Annotated in this window: 24 protein-coding genes and 2 pseudogenes; 19 read left to right on the plus strand and 7 right to left on the minus strand. The window is 59.3% G+C overall.

Annotated elements, in window-relative coordinates:
* The first annotated feature begins 93 nt into the window (after positions 1-93).
* The 4 genes and pseudogenes from CP958_RS18710 to CP958_RS18725 form a co-directional block, all read left to right on the plus strand.
* Positions 94-1125 (plus strand): tripartite tricarboxylate transporter substrate binding protein, encoded by a 1032-nt coding sequence (locus CP958_RS18710; RefSeq protein WP_096703727.1) that lies wholly within the window; start codon positions 94-96, stop codon positions 1123-1125.
* Between the two features lie 74 nt (positions 1126-1199).
* Positions 1200-1676: a tripartite tricarboxylate transporter TctB family protein gene (locus CP958_RS18715; RefSeq protein WP_096703728.1), complete on the plus strand. Its 477-nt coding sequence runs from the start codon at positions 1200-1202 to the stop codon at positions 1674-1676.
* Positions 1677-1682: 6 nt separating this feature from the next.
* Positions 1683-3227 carry a tripartite tricarboxylate transporter permease gene (locus CP958_RS18720; protein WP_096703729.1) on the plus strand — a complete coding sequence of 515 codons (1545 nt, stop codon included), beginning with the start codon at positions 1683-1685 and terminating at the stop codon, positions 3225-3227.
* Positions 3228-3295: 68 nt separating this feature from the next.
* Positions 3296-3704: pseudogene (locus tag CP958_RS18725) on the plus strand (transposase); the annotation flags it as partial.
* On the opposite strand, the pseudogene CP958_RS18730 reads toward CP958_RS18725, so the two are convergent.
* Positions 3700-4054, minus strand: a pseudogene (locus tag CP958_RS18730) (transposase); the annotation flags it as partial. The pseudogenes CP958_RS18725 and CP958_RS18730 sit on opposite strands and share 5 nt — an antisense overlap.
* Positions 4055-4188: 134 nt before the next feature.
* On the opposite strand from CP958_RS18730, the gene CP958_RS18735 reads away from it, so the two are divergent.
* The 5 genes from CP958_RS18735 (at position 4189) to CP958_RS18750 (ending at position 6027) form a co-directional block, all read left to right on the plus strand.
* The gene (locus tag CP958_RS18735; protein ID WP_096703730.1) at positions 4189-4515 is read left to right on the plus strand and encodes a DUF3768 domain-containing protein; all 327 of its coding nucleotides are present in this window, start codon (positions 4189-4191) and stop codon (positions 4513-4515) included.
* A 91-nt stretch (positions 4516-4606) separates the two neighbouring features.
* Positions 4607-4873: a type II toxin-antitoxin system Phd/YefM family antitoxin gene (locus CP958_RS18740; protein ID WP_170959033.1), complete on the plus strand. Its 267-nt coding sequence runs from the start codon at positions 4607-4609 to the stop codon at positions 4871-4873.
* Positions 4857-5135: a type II toxin-antitoxin system RelE/ParE family toxin gene (locus CP958_RS18745; RefSeq protein WP_096703732.1), complete on the plus strand. Its 279-nt coding sequence runs from the start codon at positions 4857-4859 to the stop codon at positions 5133-5135. Before CP958_RS18740 ends, CP958_RS18745 begins: the two co-directional genes overlap by 17 nt.
* A 220-nt stretch (positions 5136-5355) precedes the next feature.
* Positions 5356-5478 carry a hypothetical protein gene (locus tag CP958_RS27390; protein ID WP_277948891.1) on the plus strand — a complete coding sequence of 41 codons (123 nt, stop codon included), beginning with the start codon at positions 5356-5358 and terminating at the stop codon, positions 5476-5478.
* A 198-nt stretch (positions 5479-5676) separates the two neighbouring features.
* Complete coding sequence (locus CP958_RS18750; protein ID WP_141400575.1) at positions 5677-6027, plus strand: hypothetical protein; 351 nt, start codon at positions 5677-5679, stop codon at positions 6025-6027.
* Positions 6028-6156: 129 nt separating this feature from the next.
* Here CP958_RS18750 and CP958_RS18755 read toward each other — a convergent pair whose 3' ends face one another.
* The gene (locus CP958_RS18755) at positions 6157-7506 is read right to left on the minus strand and encodes a tyrosine-type recombinase/integrase (protein ID WP_096703734.1); all 1350 of its coding nucleotides are present in this window, start codon (positions 7504-7506) and stop codon (positions 6157-6159) included.
* A gap of 554 nt (positions 7507-8060) precedes the next feature.
* Between CP958_RS18755 and CP958_RS18760 the strand changes: the two genes are divergently transcribed.
* From CP958_RS18760 to CP958_RS18770, 3 genes are all read left to right on the plus strand, one after another.
* Complete coding sequence (locus tag CP958_RS18760; protein ID WP_096703735.1) at positions 8061-9317, plus strand: XRE family transcriptional regulator; 1257 nt, start codon at positions 8061-8063, stop codon at positions 9315-9317.
* A gap of 7 nt (positions 9318-9324) precedes the next feature.
* Positions 9325-9816 (plus strand): DUF4411 family protein, encoded by a 492-nt coding sequence (locus CP958_RS18765; protein ID WP_096703736.1) that lies wholly within the window; start codon positions 9325-9327, stop codon positions 9814-9816.
* A gap of 152 nt (positions 9817-9968) precedes the next feature.
* Positions 9969-10298 (plus strand): DUF3768 domain-containing protein, encoded by a 330-nt coding sequence (locus tag CP958_RS18770; protein ID WP_096703737.1) that lies wholly within the window; start codon positions 9969-9971, stop codon positions 10296-10298.
* A gap of 186 nt (positions 10299-10484) precedes the next feature.
* Here the strand turns inward: CP958_RS18770 and CP958_RS18775 are convergent, their stop codons facing one another.
* Complete coding sequence (locus CP958_RS18775) at positions 10485-12974, minus strand: DEAD/DEAH box helicase family protein (RefSeq protein WP_096703738.1); 2490 nt, start codon at positions 12972-12974, stop codon at positions 10485-10487.
* Between the two features lie 185 nt (positions 12975-13159).
* A complete protein-coding gene (locus CP958_RS18780; RefSeq protein WP_096703739.1) occupies positions 13160-13459 on the minus strand; it encodes a DUF6626 family protein in 300 nt (99 codons plus the stop codon).
* 82 nt (positions 13460-13541) lie between these two features.
* Between CP958_RS18780 and CP958_RS18785 the strand changes: the two genes are divergently transcribed.
* Complete coding sequence (locus CP958_RS18785) at positions 13542-13721, plus strand: hypothetical protein (RefSeq protein ID WP_096703740.1); 180 nt, start codon at positions 13542-13544, stop codon at positions 13719-13721.
* A 127-nt stretch (positions 13722-13848) separates the two neighbouring features.
* Positions 13849-14388, plus strand: coding sequence for a DUF167 domain-containing protein (locus CP958_RS26670; protein WP_197706428.1), 540 nt, complete (start codon positions 13849-13851; stop codon positions 14386-14388).
* A 21-nt stretch (positions 14389-14409) separates the two neighbouring features.
* Here the strand turns inward: CP958_RS26670 and CP958_RS18795 are convergent, their stop codons facing one another.
* Both CP958_RS18795 and CP958_RS18800 read right to left on the minus strand, forming a co-directional pair.
* Positions 14410-14820, minus strand: coding sequence for a hypothetical protein (locus CP958_RS18795; protein ID WP_096703741.1), 411 nt, complete (start codon positions 14818-14820; stop codon positions 14410-14412).
* 9 nt (positions 14821-14829) lie between these two features.
* On the minus strand, positions 14830-15654 hold the full coding sequence (locus tag CP958_RS18800; RefSeq protein ID WP_096703742.1) for a hypothetical protein: 825 nt from the start codon (positions 15652-15654) through the stop codon (positions 14830-14832).
* A gap of 190 nt (positions 15655-15844) precedes the next feature.
* Here CP958_RS18800 and CP958_RS18805 point away from each other — a divergent pair, with 190 nt between their 5' ends.
* From CP958_RS18805 to CP958_RS18810, 3 genes are all read left to right on the plus strand, one after another.
* Positions 15845-16270 (plus strand): hypothetical protein, encoded by a 426-nt coding sequence (locus tag CP958_RS18805; protein ID WP_096703743.1) that lies wholly within the window; start codon positions 15845-15847, stop codon positions 16268-16270.
* A 93-nt stretch (positions 16271-16363) separates the two neighbouring features.
* Entirely contained in the window at positions 16364-17068 is a 705-nt protein-coding gene (locus CP958_RS26025; protein ID WP_141400576.1) for a hypothetical protein, read from the plus strand.
* Between the two features lie 42 nt (positions 17069-17110).
* A complete protein-coding gene (locus tag CP958_RS18810) occupies positions 17111-17458 on the plus strand; it encodes a hypothetical protein (protein ID WP_096703744.1) in 348 nt (115 codons plus the stop codon).
* A gap of 865 nt (positions 17459-18323) precedes the next feature.
* Here the strand turns inward: CP958_RS18810 and CP958_RS26490 are convergent.
* Positions 18324-18776 carry a hypothetical protein gene (locus CP958_RS26490; RefSeq protein ID WP_170959034.1) on the minus strand — a complete coding sequence of 151 codons (453 nt, stop codon included), beginning with the start codon at positions 18774-18776 and terminating at the stop codon, positions 18324-18326.
* Here CP958_RS26490 and CP958_RS26495 point away from each other — a divergent pair.
* Both CP958_RS26495 and CP958_RS18820 read left to right on the plus strand, forming a co-directional pair.
* Positions 18769-20412, plus strand: coding sequence for an autotransporter outer membrane beta-barrel domain-containing protein (locus CP958_RS26495; RefSeq protein WP_170959035.1), 1644 nt, complete (start codon positions 18769-18771; stop codon positions 20410-20412). The two genes, CP958_RS26490 and CP958_RS26495, sit on opposite strands and share 8 nt — an antisense overlap.
* 26 nt (positions 20413-20438) lie before the next feature.
* Positions 20439-21269, plus strand: a complete 831-nt coding sequence (locus tag CP958_RS18820; RefSeq protein ID WP_242442993.1) for an alpha/beta hydrolase — start codon at positions 20439-20441, stop codon at positions 21267-21269.
* Positions 21270-21271 lie beyond the last annotated feature (2 nt).

Genomic DNA, 21271 nt, shown 5'->3' on the forward strand with positions numbered 1-21271 from the left:
ACATAAAGATATCAGCTATCTGCGCTGAAATATAAATATAACTTGGGAGAGACAACTCAAATAACATCAAAATCGTCACCGGGAGGACTCACCATGAGAATGCCATTACTTATATTAGCCACAGTAATGTCATTGGCAGGAACCGCCACACTGCGGGCGGAAGACTACCCCGCCAAGCCAGTCACCCTGATCGTTCCCTTCACCCCCGGTGGACCGGCCGACAGCGCCGGGCGGATTATCGCGCGCGCCCTCGAACATCAGAGCGGGCGGCCGTTCATCGTGGAAAATATCGGGGGAGCGGGTTCAACCATCGGAGTGACCCGCGCCGCCAACGCGACGCCGGACGGGTACAGCCTGCTTCTGGCGTCATCAAGCGCCCTGGTCATGGCCCCCCACCTGTATACCAACCTTCGCTACGACCCATTCACCTCGCTGTTGCCCATCGGCCAGATCACCGAGGCTCCGTTCATCGTTCTGGTGAACTCCGCGTCAAAATTCAGGAGCTATGCCGACCTTCTCGACTACGGAAAGGCCAATCCCGGCAAGATGAATTTCGCTACGCCGGGCCTTGGCACGGTGCAGCACGTCACCATCGAATTGATGATGGATGTCGGCCGGTTTTCCGCCACCCACGTCCCATTCAAGGGGGCGGCTCCCACGGTGACGGCGCTGCTGGGCGGGGAAGTCGACTTCATCGTCGAGACCCCCAATTCGGCGGATGCGCTTGTTGCGGCCGGCAGATTGCGTCCCCTGGCGATAACCGGAACGAGGCGACTTCCCCAGATGCCGGACACGCCCACCTTCCAGGAACTTGGGCAGAAAGATGTCGAGATGCGATCCTGGTTTGCCCTGATCGCGCCGAAAGGCGTTCCCGCGCCGATCATGGCCAAACTCGAAGCGATGCTGAATGCCGCGCTGACGAACGAGGAAACCCGCAAGGCATTCCGGGCCGCCGGATTCGAGCCGGCCCCGATGCCTCCCGCCGAGGTCAGCACCATGATCCGGCGGGAACATGAGAAATTCGGGGCGATCATCAAGGCCAAGAACATAAAGCTCGGCCATGCCCCGCCCCTCCAGGAGGGTACGGTGCTTGCCGGCCTGACGGGCGGGAGCTCCGTCCGCTAGACCGCCGCGCCCGCCGAAGGGAACGCGGAATCATCAGACACATTTATACAAATATAAAAATATATGGAGGCGTCATGTCCAGAAACATCCGCGTGCGCGAGTACTATGCCGGAGCCTTGATGGCGCTGATAGGAATCGGCGCCATGCTTGAAGGGTCTTCATACCAATTTGGTTCAGCGGAGCAAATGGGGCCAGGTTTCTTCCCCGTCGTCCTGGGCATCCTGCTCGTCGTGGTCGGAATCCTTATCGCCGTAACCCAGCAAGGCGCGGCGGAGGCCCGACACGCCCACGCCGGGGCCGGGCATTCGGGCGACGAGCCGTTCGACCTGAAGGGCGGCACGGCGATCATCGGAGGCGTCGTGTCCTTCATCATCCTCGGCCACTTCGCCGGGCTGGTGCCGGCGACCTTCTCCTGCGTCTTCATCTCGGCGATCGGCGATCGTACCACGTCCCTGAAAGGCGCAGCCACGCTTGCCTTGGTCGTGACGGTCCTCGGCTCGGTCGTGTTCTCCGTCATGCTCAACGTCCAGTTTCCTCTGTTCCGTTGGTAACGAGCCATGATTTTCTCCGCACTCAACGACCTGTTGTACGGGTTCTCAGTGGCTCTACAGCCAGCCAATCTGGTGTGGTGCTTCACGGGCGTTCTCATCGGCAACCTTGTCGGCGTGTTGCCCGGCATGGGCGTGATGGCCGCCATTTCCATTCTGCTGCCGCTGACCTTCTCCATGCCTCCGGTCGCCGCCTTGCTGATGCTGTCCGGAATCTATTACGGCTCCCAGTACGGCGGCGCCATCTGCTCCATTCTGCTCAATCTTCCCTGCCATCCTCCCCACGCCGTGACCTGTCTCGACGGCTATCCGCTGGCCAAACAGGGTAAGGGAGGGGTGGCCCTGGGCATCACCATGCTGTCGTCGTTCGCCGGGGCGTCGTTCGGCATTATCGAGATGATCTTTTTCGCCCCGGCTTTGGTTACCGTCGCGCTTCACTTCGGGGCGGCGGAAATCTGTTCGCTGATGGTCCTGGGCCTGCTGGTGGGGTCGACCCTCGCCAAGGGATCGCCCCTGAAGGGCATTTCCATGACATTGCTCGGCTTGCTGCTGGGACTGGTCGGCACCGACATCAACACGGGTATCGGGCGATTCACCTTCGGCATTCACGAACTGCTGGACGGCATAGAGATCGTGGCGGTGGCTCTCGGGATGTTCGGCATCGCCGAATTCCTCAAAAGCGTCAACAACGTCAAGCCCATCGACACCAGCCACACCCATATCAAGCTGCGTGACATGTGCCCAAGCCGGTCGGAATTGAAACAGGCGGCCATGCCCATGTTCAGGGGAACGATCATCGGTGCCTTGTGCGCCCTGATTCCCGGTACGGGCCCGACCATTGCGTCGTTCGTCTCCTACGCCACCGAGAAGAAACTTTCCAAGACGCCGGAACGGTTCGGCCACGGCGCGATCGAAGGTGTCGCCTGTCCCGAGGCTTCGACCCATTCCTCGGTCCAGGGGGATTTCATCCCGACCATGAGCCTGGGAATTCCCGGCGACGCGGTCATGGCCCTGTTGCTGGGAGCCCTGATCATTCAAGGGATCACTCCCGGCCCCGCCCTGATGAGCGCCCATCCCGATCTGTTCTGGGGATTGATCGCCAGTTTCTGGATTGGCAACATCATGTTGATTGTACTCAACGTGCCGCTGATCGGGATATGGGTGAAACTCCTGGCTGTTCCCTACCGCATTCTCTATCCCAGCGCCCTATTCTTCATCTGCATCGGCGTCTACAGCTCGACCAACTCCATCACACCGGTGATCCTCACCCTGGCGATCGGAATATTCGGATATCTTCTGCTGAGACTTGGTTTTCATCCGGCCCCGATTCTTCTTGGTTTCGTTCTCGGGCCACGGTTCGAAGATGAATTCCGCAGAGCCATGATCCTCTCGCGCGGCGACGTGATGGTCTTTGCTCAAAAACCCATCAGCGCCGCCATTCTCTGCCTGACGGCGATCCTGATCGGCTATCAGATCTACGCGGCCTTTCGGAGCCGCCGGGCCGTCGGGGGCAAACTGGAAGAACTCGACAATTCGCTGACGGTGGAGGAATAGCCCGTGACCTGCCTTGGAAATCTTCCTCCAGTTTGAAGTAGAGTCCGGCCCATCAGAGGACGGACGACATGAAGCGCAGCAGGTTCAGTGAAGAACAAATCATCGGCATCCTGAAGGAGCAGGAGGCCGGGGCGGGGACGGCGGATGTGTGCCGCCGGCACGGCATTTCGAGCGCCACTTTCTACAAATGGAAGGCCAAGTATGGCGGCCTGGAGGTGTCGGAGGCGCGGCGGCTGAAGGCGCTTGAGGATGAGACCCGAAGGGCAGCGCAGCAAACGCCCGGCTGAAGAAGCTGCTGGCGGAATCCATGCTGAACGAGGCCGCGCTCCGCGATCTTCTGGGAAAAAAATGGTAGGGCCCGCCGCCAAGCGGGAAGCTGTCGCCCATCTGCGGAATGCTTTCGAGATGAGCGAGCGTCGGGCCTGCTCGGTCATCGCAGCGGATCGCACCATGATCCGCTACCGCTCCGTTCGGCCCGACGCTCGCTCATCGCGAAGCCACTCCGCAGATGGGCGACAGCTTCCCGCTTGGCGGCGGGCCCTACCATTTTTTTCCCAGAAGATCGCGGAGCGCGGCCTCGTTCAGCATGGATTCCGCCAGCAGCTTCTTCAGCCGGGCGTTTGCTGCGCTGCCCTTCGGGTCTCATCCTCAAGCGCCTTCAGCCGCCGCGCCTCCGACACCTCCAGGCCGCCATACTTGGCCTTCCATTTGTAGAAAGTGGCGCTCGAAATGCCGTGCCGGCGGCACACATCCGCCGTCCCCGCCCCGGCCTCCTGCTCCTTCAGGATGCCGATGATTTGTTCTTCACTGAACCTGCTGCGCTTCATGTCGTCCGTCCTCTGATGGGCCGGACTCTACTTCAAACTGGAGGAAGATTTCCAAGGCAGGTCAACCGCTATAGCAACGCAACGGGCGCAAGGCCCATCCCGGACACGCGCCCTCACCGAGAGCCAAGAGCCGCATGGAGCAAGCCTCCAAGATCGCCGAACTGAACGACCGACTGCGCTGCCACCACATCGGCGGTCGCGTCATGATCACCCAGGGCATCCAGGTCCTCGACCAGAATGCCATCGCCGAGATCATCGCCGCCGTCTCCGCATTCTCCGACTTCACGCCGGACAACGATCCATGGGGTGAACATGACTGTGCTGCGATGGACGTTGGCGAGCATCGCATCATCTTCAAGATCGACGCCTACGACCGCGAAATGACCTTCGCCTCGCCCGATCCTGCCGACCCGGCGGTGACCCTGCGCGTGCTGACCATCATGCTGGCCGACGAGTACTGACCCGTGCGAGCGTCACGGCCATCTGCCTTGCGGGCACGAGGCCGCATCGCTATATTAGCTAATGTGGCGAATTTGGCCAAGGCGGTGTGAGATGAAGACGGCAGCGTCAACGAATGTACAGAACAACTTCGGGGAGTTCCTCGAAGCCGCCGGGCGCGAGCCCATTGCCGTGACGCGGACGGGTCGCAAGGTCGCCGTCCTGCTGTCGTGGTCCGAATATGAGCGCCTGTCCAATCTTGAAGATTCCGCCTTATTGGCGCGGGTGAAGGAGGCCGAGGCCGAAGGTTATCTCGGGGTCGATGAGACGGCCAGCTTCCTGAAGTCCAAGCTGGCGGGCACCGATGAACCTTCGGCTTGATCTGTCCAAGCGGGCTCGCAAGTTCCTCGACCAGCTTCCACCCAAGCAGTTCCGACAGGTGGTCAGCAAGCTGTTAGACCTGATGGCCGATCCCGAGCGCCACGACGTGCAGCCGCTCAAGGGCTCGCCCTATCTGCGGGCCGACATCGGTGAATACCGGATCGTCTTCACCGTCGATGCCGAAACCGAAACGCTGAAGGTGCCGCTGATCGGCAACCGTAATGACGGCGCGGTCTATGACGAGGTGCGCAGGCTGTCGTAACGGTCCTGCGAACCCAAAAAGTGCGATGGTGGTCCCCACGCTGCCCTCCCGTCGTCCTGGGTTAGGCACCTAAGCGCCTACTCTTTGTCCAATATCAGCAATGGGAACCGGCTCGACCAGCGCACCGTCGTTTCCAGCAGGAAGGCCTGATACATCCGTCCACAGGCCGTCTCGGGAGGCTTGGAGACAGGGGTACCGGAAGGACAGCAGCGCCCCGAAGATGAAGGCCCTTTATGGCGGCCGCGAAGGAAATCGCGCGACATTCACCATCAGTCACGACGGCTGGCGGTTGGGGAAGGCGCTGCATCTCGGCTACCAGCGCGTCGGAACTGCTCGCAAGTAAGCGAACACCATCCCGGCGAACGATCGGCTGTTCCGATTCCGCCACAATCGACCCCCATTCGTAGGAGCAAAATCAGGCAAGGGTACATCAGGCCCGTTTTGTTCTCAAACCTTCGTTTTTTAGGGACTGCTTCACCCCCCCCTAATATAGATCAATGCTGGTTAGCCTCTTCCCTGCAGGAGGGCGCCTGAGCATCTGGTGCTGCTGTCTATCTGGAGGAAGCAACCGCCTAACCTTATGGCGGCGGCTCGTCATGAAACTGCCGTGCATGTCATCACGCACGGCAGCGACACAACGCAGAGGGTAATGGAGAAAATCCACAAGGCCTTCAGCGGATACATCCATGCGAATTATGCGCATGTGATGGAGGTCTATAACGGGGGCAAGGACGACTTTAATCTAGCCGGAGTCCCATCGCCATCTCGTCGGGCCGAATGGATGCAATATGTAGAAGTCGCCGTTACATCGGTTCTTCTCGCGGCGGCATTCATTGCGCAAGCGTTAGGAATGCACGAGTTGCACGGAGAGTTCGTTGAATTGCTTGATTAGGCCAGAAGCATACCGTTTCGTCGCTCCTTTCCCTCCCGGCCCTATTCGGACAGAGGGCGAGAGACCTAATCCCGGCTCAACGAGGAATTCGGACGCTCGTCACCCATTACCGCCGGTAACACGCAGCCCTCACTCCTCCTTGCCCAGCCACTCATCGGCGAACTCCGATGCCCGGCTCTTGGTGTTGTCGTGGCCGTAATGGCGGTGGACCATTTCGGGGCTGGTGCCGAGATTGAGCGCCACCAGCCGTTCGTTCATTCCGGCGTTCAGCTTCAACGTGGCCCAGGTGTGGCGCAGTGAATAGGGCGTGAAGGCGTCGCCGTTGTCGTCGTGCTCCATCTTGAGATTGCGCAGCATGGTGTGGAACTGGCGGTCGAAGCGGAGGATCGGTTTGCCGGTCTCCTGGTCGCATAACACGTAATCGTCGGGGGCTTTGAACTTGGTGCCATAGACTGGGCCCTGCATGAAGATCTCGCTGTCCCGGCTGGGGAACGCCTTATAGGTGCCGAGGAATATGGCATAGGTCTCGGTATCGACATGGACGTTGCGCGAGCCCGTCTTGGTGTCCTTCTGGACAGTCAGGTACAGGTGGTTCTTGCCGTTCTCGTCGTCGTGCTGCTCGAAGTGTTTCCACTTGATGCCGTGATGCTCCTTGCCGGGCCGGATGCCGGTGCCCAGCATCAGTGCCAGCCACGCCTTGAACACCATGCGGTCGTCCTCCAGCCGCGCTACGGTGGCTGCGTCCATCTTGGCGGTGATCGGGTAGAAGGCGTTGGCGTCGTAGTCCAGCAGCTTGCCCGCCTGTTCCTTGGTGAAGGCCGGACGGCGGCTGGATTGAGTGCCATTGCCCACCTGCTTCTTGCTGCCGATGGTCGGCATGCGGGCTACCGGCAGATACTCCTCCTTGACCGCGAACTTGAAGATTTGCCGCAGCACTGTGTCTTCGGCATCCATCTTGCCCCGCGCCACCCGCTTGGTCTTGCGTTTGTAGATCTTGCCGTCCTTGCGGGTGATGGTCTCGAACTCGGCCACCGCGCCGGGACCGGAGGTCCAGTATTCCGCCCGCCACGTCTCATAGGCCGCTAGCGATTTTGGCGTGATCTCGGTGATCTTGGTCTTGTTGAAATAGGGAATGTGGTAGCGGCGCGTGATAGCCTCGTAAGCATCCACCTTGGCCTTGGTCGAAATCTTTTTCTCGACCTCCTTGCGCATCATCTTCAGCCATTGCTCGGCGATGAAGGCGAAGGTCTTGCCGCCGGGATCAAGGCCGCGTTCCTGATCGACCTGGGCGAACATGATCCGCTTACGCGCCGCCTTGACCGCCTCGGCTTCGTCCTCGGCTCCGGTGCTGAAGGGATTGAGGGCGGTGCCGTCTTCCAGTTTGCAGCGTGCGTACCACATGGCGCTGTTGGGGCGGCGATACAGGGCCACGTTCCCGTCGTCGTGATAGCGATAGTCCTGTTTTGACGGTCGGCCCATAGCGCCCTCCACAGTAATAGTTGCAGTTTATTCATGCGACACGCGCGCACGGACTGCGAAAACACTGCGAATTGCAAAACAGCAGCGAGCGCCTGTCAAGGCGCTGCGCTAACTGTTTGTTTTCTTAGGAGAAAATGGTGCCGGCGAGAGGACTCGAACCCACGGCCCGCGCATTACGAAAACGTTAGGCGTGATTCTAACGAATTGTTCTAGCGCGGAAAAATACGCCTTTTTAAACTATGCGAATTGAACTGCGAAAACTCAAGACTCCCGTATTATGCGGATCGTAGCGGGAACATGATGGCGACAGGACGGAAACTGTGGGGGCTTTCCGCGCAGCAAAAATGCGCGGGTCGTTCGGCCTAGCTGATTGGCTTTCACGGTAAGGCCCTCACCAGATATAAGGAGGATCGTCGGGAGCAGGTAAGGAAATGCACATTGCTGGGCTGGTATTGTTTGGTGCATCCTGACGCAGATGCGCAGGGTATGGAACTGGCGAGGCAGCAAGGTCGGATGCGACCGCTGATGTATAAGGGCGCAGTAGGAATTCGGTAATGGCGGGCGCTGAGGGCATCAACCCACAAATACTTGTTTGGGCTCGAGAATCGGCTGGCCTTAGCCTCGACGATGCTGCGGATAGGCTCGGCCTTTCGTCGTCCGAGGCGGTGACCGCCGCTGATAAGCTTGCCGAACTTGAAGCAGGAACTCGCCTTCCCACACGTCCCCAGCTTGCAAAGTTCGCGGCGGTTTATCGTCGCCCCCTGGTAACATTCTACATGCAATCCCCGCCGCCGAAGGGCGAGCGTGGGGAGGATTTCAGAACGCTCCCTGCCTCTGTCTCGCATAGGGAGAATGCCCTTCTGGATGCGCTCCTTCGGGATATTCGCGCGCGGCAGGCTATGGTTAGAAGCCTGCTTGAAGACGAAGATGAGGTGGTGCGCCTCCCATTTGTTGGCTCCACTTCTCTGCGCGATGGCGTTCAATCGGTCGTCAATAAAATCAATGACGCTCTTGGGTTCTCTGTGTCAGGCGGCGGCCGATCTGGCGGACCCGATGAATTCTTCCGGGAGCTAAGGGTCCGTAGTGAGCGGCTTGGCATTTTTGTGCTGCTTATCGGCGATCTCGGATCGCACCACTCCGCCCTTGCTGAAACGGTATTTAGAGGTTTCGCGATCGCTGACGATGTCGCGCCCTTTGTCATTATCAACAATCAAGATGCCAAAGCGGCTCGCTCGTTCACGCTGATCCACGAACTTGCTCACATTTGGCTTGGTCAGAGCGGCGTGAGCGGAACCCCTGAGGCGGTAGACGAGGTCACCCCGGCGGGGCGGATTGAGCGATTTTGCAATGATGTTGCAAGTGAGGTTCTGCTGCCGAGCTCTGCTCTGGCTGATTGCCCGCCAGGACTAGATCGCAACGACAAGGCCTCCGCACATCGGATCATAGGTGGCATAGCCGATGCGTGGAGCGTCAGCGAGCCGATGGTTGCGTATCGACTATATCGTCTGGGCTGGATAAAAGACGCGACGTATCGGGGGCTCAATGCCGATTACGCCGCCCGATGGAGGGCAGTCAAGGCGAAGGAGAAGGAAAAAGCCCAAGAGAATGAAGGTGGGCCGTCCTACTACGTGGTCCGGCAGCACAAGCTCGGAAACGCCCTGATCGACGTCGTCCACCGGACACTCAGGGATAACCTGCTAACCCATACCAAGGCGGCTAAGGTGCTTGGCGTGAAGCCGAGTTCTGTAGAGCCGCTACTGCGCCGGTTTGAAAGCAGCCGTGGGGCGCTGTTCCCGGACATGAGGAGGTAGGCTGACCTTGCTCTATCTTCTCGACGCCAACGTACTCATCCGCGCACACGAAGACTATTATCCGATTGGGCGGGTACCGCAGTTTTGGGACTGGCTTGTTGCCGTCGCCGAAGCCGGGCATGCGAAAATGCCCTTCGAGATCCATTCCGAGATCGCAATCTCAAAAGGCCCTCTCAAGGATTGGGTGTGCAGTGCTGAGGTCAAGAAGAAGCTGATCCTGGACGAGGAGATATCTCCGACCTTGCTGAACAAGGTGCTGCATGATGGCTATGCCCCCGACCTTGATGACAGCGAACTTGAGGAGATCGGCCAAGACCCCTTTCTGGTCGCCTACGGATTGGCGTCCGCAGACAGGGTGATCGTGACCAAAGAGATATCAAAGCCCAGCAAGAAGCGCGCTAACCGTAAGGTTCCGGATGTCTGCAATTCCGTGGGAGTGCCGTGGATGAAGGATTTTGAATTCTTCCGGGCTTTGAACTTCACCACGACCGGAAAGTAGCTGGGCCGAACCCATTGGCCAGAGATCGCAAGCCCATCCCCGGTGGGTTTGAGTGCCTTCGCCCGTAGACGCCCCGCGTGGCCCACCGCTATAGCAGCGCAACGGGCGCAACGCCCATCCCGGACCCGCGCCCTCGTCGAAGCGAGAGCCGCATGGACCAAGCCTCCAAGATTGCCGATCTCAACGACCTGCTGCGCTGCCACCATATTGGCGGTCGCGTTATGATTACCCAGGGCATCCAGGCCCTCGACCAGGATGCCGTCACGGAGATCATTGCTGCCGTCGCCGCGTTTTCCGACTTCACGCCGGACAATGATCCGTACCATGAGCATGACTGCGCCGTGATGACCGTTGGCGACGAGCATCGCATTATATGGAAGATCGACGCCTACGACCGAGAAATGACCTTCGCCTCGCCCAATCCCGCCGACCCGGCGGTGACCGTTCGCGTGCTGACCATCATGCTGGCCGACGAATGGTGACCGTTCCATCCCCATTGGACAAGATCGCTGCAATGGCAACAGTCGCGGCCTGCTTCATTTAAGCCCGGCAGCAACCCACCCCCGCTGCTGGAGTACAGGGTGCTGGGGGCGGGCTTTCGGGCAATAGCCGGGCGCGGCAGGGCTGGCACGAGCAAGCTGTTACGCCTCGAAACGGCACAACGGCGATCACGCCGCCCGGCGAAGGCTCTTCTGGATCGACGGGATCTGTGCCCGGCGTTCGTTCGGATGCCGCATCGATTGTGCCAGCGATTGCAGTTGCCGCTCCCTGTCGTGGTCGGAGATGCCCAGCCTCTTCATCTTGGCCGCTTGGGCGAACAGCGTCGTATTGCCCGTGCCGGGTGACGCCGAGATGCAGGCGTTGTGCATGTCGGCCAGCGCGTCACTAATTTCCTCTTCGTCGCGGTTGGCTCGCTGCGCCAGTAGCGCCCCATGGAGAGCCTGCAATTCCGGGGATTTGTCGAACGCCAGCACCTCGCGCTCCTCGGCAGGGGCGAAGTCCAAGACATCGAGCCATGCCAGCGGATCGAGAATGTCGGCTTCATTCCACTGGCTGTCGTCGAAGAATGAATTGCGGCGGTGGTCGCGCCGCGCCTGACTGGGCATATAGAAGATGGAGTTGGCGGGGCGCTTGCTCTTGTCGAGACCGCTGAAGCGTTTGCCTGGAACCCGTTTCCCCACGGTGAAGCCGAACTGCTCGATACGCGCCGCCAGCGCATCCCACAGGCGATGGTAATAGTCCGCCGTGACCGGATGCCGGAAGGGGATGAACACGCGATAGCGGAGTTGGCCATCGCCGAGATCGTTGTTGAACGAGTTGAAGGCGAGCCATGCGAAGTCGTCGAACACCACATGGAGTTCATCGACGCCGAGGTCGCCGCCATCGAAGTCCAGTTGCATGAACGTCACGTATTCGACGTTGGCGAGGCCACGACGGGTGTCGGGGCTGCGCCATGGATCGTACTTGGCCCCGGACATCAGCAAATTGTCGTCCTTCGCCTTGTAGGCGTGCGCGAATGCGTCACGCAAGAGCGCACGGACTTCGTTCCAATTGGTGATGTGCTCGCTCAGGACATATGGACTTGTCTTGGTTGAAATAAACGAAGCGGAAATCCCAGGTGTTACGAATTCGACTATATTATTAAGGTCATAATCGTAACACCTGTCATGTGTCTGGTCTTGATCAACACACAACGTGTTGTGGCCTCCGGCCAGCAGCAATGACAGACGGAGTTGCTGGTCCTGGAGCCGCTTCTTGGCCTCACGCGCCTTCGCATTCCGCTCGACGGAGGTCAATGCCGGTTTGGTCCTGGCGCGCTCACGCACCTTCATGTCCCGCTCAATGAACGCCGGATCGATTTCGTCCGGCCCCTCAATGCGCGCCGCCGGGAACAGGCGCGCCTTCAACTGAAGGGCTGTCTCCTTGTCCACGACCAGAACCTCGACCCGCTTGCTCGACGCAGCATCCCGTAAAGCCGTCCGCATGATCGCCTGATGGATAACCTCCTGCGACTTAGCCTGATGCACGACATCAGCCTGAATGCCATGCACCACCTCCAAGAACTTGAAGTGCGGCGGGGTGTCGTTGAGTGCGGCGAAGAAGGCAATGCGGGTGTGATCCACGCAATCGTTACGGCCATGGCAAATGGCGGGAATACGGGCACCGGCATCGCTGACGATGAAGTCTCCCCCTTTGGCATTGTTGCCGACCCACAGGAAGGGCTCCGCGCCCCAATGCTCGGCGATGGCGTCGTTGACGGCCTTGCAAAACTGCTTATCCAACCGCGTTTGCAAGTTCACGCTGTTGCGGCGTTCCGAGATGTAGCGGAAGGTCAACCGCTCGCTGGTCTCGCGGGGGTAGTGCTCGAACTTCGGCTTGATGTGCGGATGCGGCGCGAACTCCACCTTGTCCTGCCACAGCAAATACAGCATGGAACTGGTGAAGTTGGCCCCCATGATCGTCGGCCTGTCCCAGGCATCGAACACCTCGGGTCGTAATGCCCAGTGGCAGATCAATGCACCATGCCGCCCTTGGCCGTCGAACCGCTGGTTGCCGAGACGGTTCCAGCAATCGCGCCGAACCCACACGTCATGCGCCTTGCTGTTGACCTTGGCATAGAGGTCACAGAGAACCGCGAGCAGATCGTCCCGCTCCTTGTTCGCCGCCACGTCGTCGAAGCGACGCTGATGCCCAACCGCCCGGCCCATCCGGAAGTAAGTGCCGTGACCGCTTTCAATTTCGAAATCGTCGATGAACCAGCGGAAGGTGTCGGGCACATTGATTTGGAACGTGCCGTCAGCGGCGGGGATTTCGTCCATGATCAAATGCCAGTCGCCGCTTCGCTGCCACGACGGCATGCCGAGGAATGCCGCATGGGTGATGCCCAGAATGACGCTCCGATGGTGCCCACGCATGAACGCCATGATGCGCACCTTCACCGACACGTCATCTTCCCCGTTGTCGCCGTGGATAAGGACGACATTCTGTTTGGGATGATGCTGCCGGATACGCTTGCTGGTTTGCTCCAGCAGGAACTTGGTCGGCTGGACGAGCAGCACGTTCTTGCCGCTCATTCGGCAGAGATGATCCATGTAGGTGATCGCGGCCTCGGTCTTGCCTGATCCGCAGCCACCCGATACGTAATAGATTGTCTTCATAATTGTCTCCCACAAATAAAATAGCCCTGAGCCGTCATGTTCGCCGGTGGGAGACGGCAGTGAACAAGAAATTGGCTCAGGGCTAATGACCACGCATATTATATGCCGTGATTATAGAATTCGTTGACCTTGTTCATTGCCGTTCTCCCATACTATTTAGCGCGGTCAGGGGTGGCGCGATCAATTTAATTCAATGGCGAAGAATGGTTTATCTTTGCGCGTCCCATCACGTCAACCCAGACCTTGCCGCCGAGGTCGTCCAGCATGTTGGCGTGGACATGCTGATAACTCTGCCGCATCCGTGCCGATGCCCGGCTGAGGTTCGCGGCCAAGGTGAGTAGCGCGTCGGCGCAAGGACGGCGCTGCCGGGCTATCGTGCTGCTCATGTAGCTGCGGCACCGGCCCAGCCATATCCGGCTGAACTCATACTGGTTATCGGTCATGCCGATGGTCCGCAGAACGTTGTAGGCCTCTCCCAGGATCATCCCATCCCCTCCGTCGGTGTGCAGCTATTTATGCCCCGTCCGCATAAATAGCTGCATAGGCAGCGGCAAAAAGGAGACGGCCATGCAGAATGATTACCTATTGGATAAGATGGTGGAGATTGGGTTCAAGGGGCAGCAGGTGACATTGCGGGAGGTCATCGCGATGGCGGTGGCCGCGACCCGCCCGGCGACGAGCAGGCGAAATCCGCCCCCATCGACGCCCCAAACCGTGCCCCAGCACCCAATGCTGCCGACGCGCTAAACCGGCAGAGCAGCCCATTGATATCACTTGATGAATTTTCGCATTTATCGCTGATCTTTGGGCCTGCTCTCCCCGGCCAGCTCGTTTGCGCTATTGTTGCATGAGGCTCTGGGCATTGAGGCATGCCATGGCGCGACCAACTGATCTGCGGGATATTCCCGACCTCACGCCGGACGAAGCGGCCCAACAGTCGGGATTCCGCATTGGCATTCTGGAAGCCGATATCGTGTTCTGGCAAAACCTCGCGGATTGCAGAGTCCTGCCTGAGGGGCCTATAGCAGGTTGGCAGGGCGCGCGAATGCGTCGAAATTCTGGAGCGGAATCCCACATGAAGCGGCCACGGGCAAAGCCGGGATCGATTGCCGATGAGAATGCCACATTCTTCTGGTGGGAGGACGATACGCTGGTCATCAATGTTCTGGGCAAACCCAGCGCCAGCCGCGATGCCATCGGCAAGCCCAAAGGGGCACAGCTCAATATCAGCGTGACGGCGGCACCCCGCCTGGGCCGGGCGACGGATCACATGGTGCGCTTTTTGGCCGCTGAATTCGGTGTTTCCCCCTCGGCAATCGAGGTTGTCTTTGGACGCTTCAACGTAAACAAGCAGTTGAGGGTCAAGGCCCCGACGAAATTGCCTGCTGTTTTCCAGCAGGCGACCCTCTTATAGAGGCCGTCGCCCAAGCGGAGATCATCCTCCACACAGCACATCGACCACCGTCATTGCGGCCAGCAGCGCATCGGGGAACACGTTCACATCGACCTCAACCCAGCGAGCGCGCTTGTCGTGGTGATCCAGGGCTTGGTGGTCTGCTGGGGGCGGGTTGGCAGCGATCCAGTAGAAGTCGGCATCCATGTCGATGGCGACGGTCTTGGTCCCCGTCCAGGCCAGCGGCGTTACCGCCGGTAACAAGGGCTCAAGCTCAGCGCAGTCCTTGAACGCCGCCACGATCCCGGCATGCGAGCCTGAGAGGTCGCGTGAGGTCAGCCAGAACGGCATGTGGCGCTCGATGGCCCAGCGCAGGAACGTCCCCGCATGGGGTGCCAATGTGCCGTTGCTGCGTAGCAGAACCCCATTGATACCGAGATACAGCACGGCCATCGCGATCCCCTATGGCAAGACGGCATCGCCGAAGAGAGAACTCAGAGACAGCCGCCGTGACCAGCCCTGCAATTCCGGGCTGACGGTGACCGTCCAGCCGTCGCCGTAGTGCATGGTGTTCTCGCTGATGAACCTTGGCGGCTCCGATATCCAGAACACGTTCTCATGCGCGATGAAGGTGTGGGACTGCTCCAGCAGCGAGATCAGCGGCGTGACGGCCTGGGTCTCGCTCTCCAGCTTCATGCGTTTGCGCACGAACGCCAATGTGATGGCCTGGGACTCCACCGGCCCCCACACGAAGCCGTCCGTGCCGTAATAGAGAAGGGCCAAGGCCGAGAGATCGGTGCTGGGCAGCCCTTCTGCGGTCAGCGTCTCAGTGATGGCCGCCCTGACCCCAAGGGGCAGGGTGTCGAAGCAAGTGGCGCATTCGTCGCTCAGCGCATTCCACAGCGCCTGCTCCTTGGCCCTGACCGCATCGATCAGGCCGCCTTCCAGATATTCCGACAGTTCGCGGCAAAAGCCTTGGCTCATGCAAGCCTGGATCAGCGGCCATGCGCGGCGGATCGGCTCATCGATCAGCGTGTCCCGCACGTTCGCCCCAACCTGCTGCTGCCACATCTCGGTGGAGAGCGTCCGCACCCAGGTCATCGCCAGCGGCGACGGGCACCAAACGATGCGGCGCGGCGGCGTGAGCCCAGCGGCGCGGTAGGCCTCGGTGATGACCTGCTCGATGGCGGCGTGGTCCTGGCGCGTGGTCAGCCCCAGCGCGGTTTTCCAGGTGTGGAGATGGCGACGCGCCGCGTCCTTGATGTCTCCGGTAAAGCTGTTGAACATGAATGCGCCCTCAAAGGCGGGGTTATCCGCAATGTTAATGACCCTCGTATTTAGCTGTCTACGAGGGCCATGCTTTACAGGCAGCGCCCGTGCTGGAACGTGGAGCGACCTGCCGGGAATCCAGTTACGTCCGTAAAAGACCGGCTGCGGGCACCGTTCTGATCGCGCTATGCTGCCGAGGAGGTGGGCCATGTTCACTCGGTTCCTCGCGGTCTTGGCGCTCCTGCTGTCGCCTTGTACCGCCCATGCCGTCAACGATGCCTGCCAAATTCATCGCCTCAAGCTGTCGCCGATGATGCAAGTGCTGGTCGAGCGCCTGCGTTGGCATATGTGGACTCGCAACAACGACCTGAAGATCACCGCCGAAGCCGATCTGGATGCCTTCATCGCCCTCACGCAGATCACCGACCGCTACGGCAAGCTGATCACCAATGCCATCCGTGACTACAACGACGGTGACCCAGAGGCCGACCATTTGTGCTTCAAGTATGTCCTTGAGGCCGACTGTGAGAGCTACCTCGTCTACCAGCGCACCGTTATCGATCTGCCCAAGAGCGACCGCAAGGCCATCGAGGATGAAGGTGTGCGGCGGTGCGAACGGGCGAGGAATTTCTGAGGGAAATAGAGGCCGTCCTCCTGCCATTCCTGTTTCGCGCCAAACATCTCTACTATAGGATGTTCTCGCAATTCATTCCGGTGGGGAACGGGCATGTCGCTGAAAGTCGAGGAATTCGCCAAACGTCGCGCCATGAGGGAGGGAATTCCAGAAAGCTTGCTGGTTCCGGTTGTCGCTGTCGATCAGAACGCAATCACCGAATATGTCGGCGAAATTACCCCGATTATGCCTCGGTCACCGGAAAAAGCGTTGCTGGTTACCGTGAGGGCACCGGACACCACAGATCGTAACCTGCGGGTCTGGAACAATCCGGCATCAAACATCTATTTCCAAGAACGACAAGTCTGGGTCCATGTAGATTACCATGGCTACCGCCGCGCATATAAGAAGGCGATGCCGAGCGATAATATTGATAAATTTGTCCTCAGCCATACCATGGGGCGACCCATGGCTAGAATTCTTGGATTTAATTATATCCGCCTCACCCCGGTCACGAAGAAAGCAAATACAAGTAGCATTCTTTCTGAAATTCAAGGCTGCCGTCGATATGCCGACCCGAAGTTTTACAAAAAATTATTAGAGGCAAAACCTCGTATATTGTACGCAGATACCACAGAAATGCTACTAATGCTTGATATTATGATTGGTGGAAATTTCGCCGAGGAGGCGTATTGGGCCGAATATCTATTCGCGCCAGTCGGAACGCCCCCGCCCCCTGACCTGATCGGAAGCCTGCGGACATATGATTGGGTGTGTGATGGCGACCTCCCTTCTGGTGGTGACTTTATCCAGCTATAGAGGCCGCCTATTGGCTGAGATGTGGAGCAAGGGGATCGGGCAATGGCGAACAATGAGCTCTGGCTGACCTTCACCTATAAAGGCAAAACGGGTGTCCTTAGGGAGGAGAAGGCGCACTGCGTCCTCAAGGACACTGGAAGCAATATTTCCTTGGAAGGGGAAATCTTCCCCATATCAAACGGCAACTGGAGGCAAGCTCTCAGAGATGCGCTAGCTCATTACGGGTGTGAACTCGTCGATGTAACAAGGGTTTATGACGATAACGAAGAGACAAAGAAAATTAAGAAGATTATTGAGGGTAGCGAGGGGAAGGGTTCCGGGTGTTGCATCTTGTTGGCCTCTGGAATTGTATTTGCGGCTGCGACTTTGACGATCTCTATTATTGCCTGACTAATCTAGGCGTTCATTATAACGCAACAGAGGTTTGGGCTATTTCCCCCGGATTTTCCCGGATGAGGCAGGTTGCCCAGCGTAAGCCCCCGCCCTTGTTGGCTCCTCAGGGTTGTGATACTTACGTGCATGCATTTGGCGTTGTTGGCTCGCGGATGAGGGGAGACTGCCGCAGGTCGTAGCGTCGTTGGTGTGGTGAATTGATGCCAGGGGGCAAGACGGACATGGTGGCGACGACATCTACGGGCATTCGCACTGAGAGTGGGTCTCGGAGGCTGCTGCTTTCAACAGCATCCTCCTTGGCGGTGATGGTTGCGCTATCCTCCGGCACCGCTTCGGCCGCGACGCAGTCGATTGACCTTTCCGGCGCCGCAGCCGTAACTGACTTGACAGCGCATACGGAGGCCGGAGATGCAGCGTCCACGTCTGGAAATGGCGCCGGGCAAACCTGGACGATTACAAACAGCGTTACCAACCAATCAACAGGAGCTTCTGGACTGGGAATTGGCGGATCAAATGCAACCATTTCAATTGTAAACACAGGCGTTCTTAGCTCTAGTAATGGGTCCGGAATTTACGTTACCGGCGGAACTGGCGGGGCAGCCTCCTTTATCATTAATATCATAAATTCATCATCGATAGTATCAACTGGCGGGAATGGTTCTGGTGTAGAATACACACCATTCAGTCCAAGTGGGGCTGACCGCCTAACGATAACAAATTCAGGGTTAATATCCGGAGCAGGGACGGGAAGTGGTATTGATGTAGCGGAAACAGATAATGGGAATTCGCTGACAACTAAGGCGCTGAGTATTTCCAATGCTGGCGGCACTATTCGCGGCGGGACGTCGGGTGGGCATGGTATTTATCTCGAAAACTCAGGATCGCCAACATCTGCCCCGGCAATAATAACAAATTCATCTGGAACCATTATGGCAAGGGCCGGAAATAACTCAGGGATATATAGCGCCAGAAGTTCCTTTAACAGCATAACCATTTCAATCTCTGGTGGCACCGTCATTGGCAGCGGCACTGGAGCTGGCATCGATCTATCAACTTCAAGTCCGACATCGGATGTAGTCGTTCTCTCTGGCGGTCTCCTCTCCAGTGGCGATAGTGGTGCCAGTGCCGCACTGAAGATGTATGGAGCCCTGACCTCTTCACTGACCATTACTGGCGGCACCCTCACCGGTGCAACGACCTTTGCAAACACCAACAAGACCGACATCGTCTTCGGCAGTGCGTCGAGTGATAGCTTCACCACTGGGGGTGATTTCGGCGTTACCAACAAGACTGCCAAGACGGTCACGGTGACCAACGGTGCCATCTCGGTCGGGCACAACATCTATTCCACCGGTGCCATCACCCTGACGGGCGGCACGGTGACCATGACGGCCAGCAAGGATTTTGCCACCAATACCGGTCTGGTCATGAACGGCGGGACCTTGGACCTGGGCATCTATGCCGCCAAGATCAACAACGCCACCCAGACCGCCGGTGGTTTCAGCATGACCGGCTCCGGCACGCTGAAAACCACCATCGGGGCCAGCGCCACCGGCGCCCTTGATCTCAGCACCAATGCGGTGACCTGGACCAATGCGGGCCAGACCTTGACTATCGTGCCGACGGTATCGGGCTATAGCGTCAAGAGCGGCGATAAGTTCCTGGTGGTCAACCAGAACGCCGCAGGCACCACCACCACCACCGGCACCATCTCCGTTTCCAACTCGGGCCTGATCTCCTGGACCGCCACCAAGGCTACCGGGGCGGTGACCGACGCCTATGGCGCCTCCAGCATCGGCGACAAGGATATCTACCTGACGGCAAGCATCGCAAATGCCACCAGCATCGCCGGAGTATCATCGGCCAGTGCCGGGGCCATCAATGCCCTGTCGACAACCGGCGCTCCCGCCACCCTGGCCTCGGCCGTGCAAAGCCTTTCGTCGTCGGAATTGCCCAAGGCAGGCGACCAATTGCGACCTGCCGCCAATGGCGGTATGGCGCAGGCAGCCCAAGCAGTCACCGGCGGCGTATTGACCACCATCGGCAACCGCTCCGACGCGGTGCGGCAGGCGGCCAACGGCGGCACCGGCATCAATTCGGGCGAGACCCTGAGGGGCATGGGCGTCTGGGCCGAAGGCTTCGGCGGCGTCGGCGACCAGGGCAAACGCCAAGACATCGACGGCTATTCCATCGCCACCGGCGGTCTGGCGGGGGGCGTTGATTTCGCCGTCACCCCGGCAACTCGGGTCGGTGTCGCCTTCGGCTATGCCCGCAGCGCCGTGGACGGCAAGGGCAACAACCGTCAGGACCGGACCAGCATCGACAGCTATCAGGGCAGCCTATACGCCACCTACACCGGCTCTCCGTGGTATGTGAATGGGTCCGCCTCGGTCGGCCTGCATCAGTACAATGCCACTCGCTATCAGAGCTTCACCGGGTTCAGCGACCGGGCGACCTCTGACCACAACGGTTACCAGTACACGGCGGCGATTGATGGTGGCTATCCCATCGCCGTTGCCGGTGCGGTACTGACCCCGGTGGTGGGAGCGCAGTATTCCTACCTGACCCAGGACGGCTACACCGAAAGCAGCTCCAATGGCGCTGGATTGAGGGTGAACAGCCAGGACCACAATTCCTATCGCTCCATGCTGGGTGCCAAAGCCTCCAAGACCTTCACCTTGGATGGCGGCGAGAAGCTGACCCCTGAATTCCGTGCCAAGTGGCTGCATGAGTTCAACGCCAAGGCGGTCGATACCATCTCGACCTTCGCCGGAGGCGGTTCCAGCTTCACCACCACCGGGGTAAAGCCCGCTGCCGAGACCTTTGTCGTTGGTATTGGCGCCACCATGGTGAACAAGGACGACCTCAGCCTTGTCGCCAATTATGACGCCGAGTTGCGGGACCAGTTTGTCGGTCACAAGCTGTCGCTGAACCTGCGTCAGGAATTCTAACGGTCGGGGCCAGGATGGACAGTGCATTGCGCTTGATCATCCTGGCGTCCTTGCTGGCGAGCGTGACCTCATGCGCCACCTTTGACCGTCAAGGAGCCGCCGACACCCTGGCGGTTCGAGGTGGGCTGCAACGGTCGTTGGTCAAGACCGATCCATTTACCCTGACGACCTATTCCCGCCTCGCCACTCCCGGACGGCCCGTCACCATCTATATTGAAGGCGATGGTCTGGCTTGGCTGGACCGCAACCGAGTATCGCCGGACCCGACGCCACGCAATCCCGTCGCGCTGGACCTTGCCAGTCACGACCGTTCCGCCAATGTCGCCTACCTTGCTCGCCCCTGCCAATATACCGAGCCGAGGTTCAACCCCCGCTGCACCGAGGTCTATTGGACCGACCGCCGTTTTTCGGAGGAGGTGGTTGCATCCATGAACGCCGCCGTCGAGCAAATCAAGCGCGGCGCGTCCGCCGATACCGTTCATCTGGTGGGCTATTCCGGCGGTGGCGCTGTGGCAACGTTGATTGCCGCCCGACGCAAGGACGTGGCCTCACTGCGTACCGTAGCGGGAAACCTCGACCATGAGGCGGTCAATGCCCATCACGGGGTTTCACCGATGCGCGGGTCGCTCAATCCCATTGATGTGGCTGGAGCCGCATCGACCATCCCCCAGCTCCACTTCTCAGGCAGTCTTGATACCGTCGTGCCTTCCGTCATTGCCCGTGATTATGCCAAGCGGGCGGCCAATCCCGCCTGCATTCAGGTAGTGACGGTGGAGGGAGCCACCCATGCCGATGGCTGGTCCGAGCGTTGGCCAGACCTCCTCAAAATGCCGGTGGAGTGCCGGGCACGGCCCTGACG

It is taken from the genome of Magnetospirillum sp. 15-1 (assembly GCF_900184795.1).
Classification (GTDB): Bacteria; Pseudomonadota; Alphaproteobacteria; order Rhodospirillales; family Magnetospirillaceae; genus Phaeospirillum.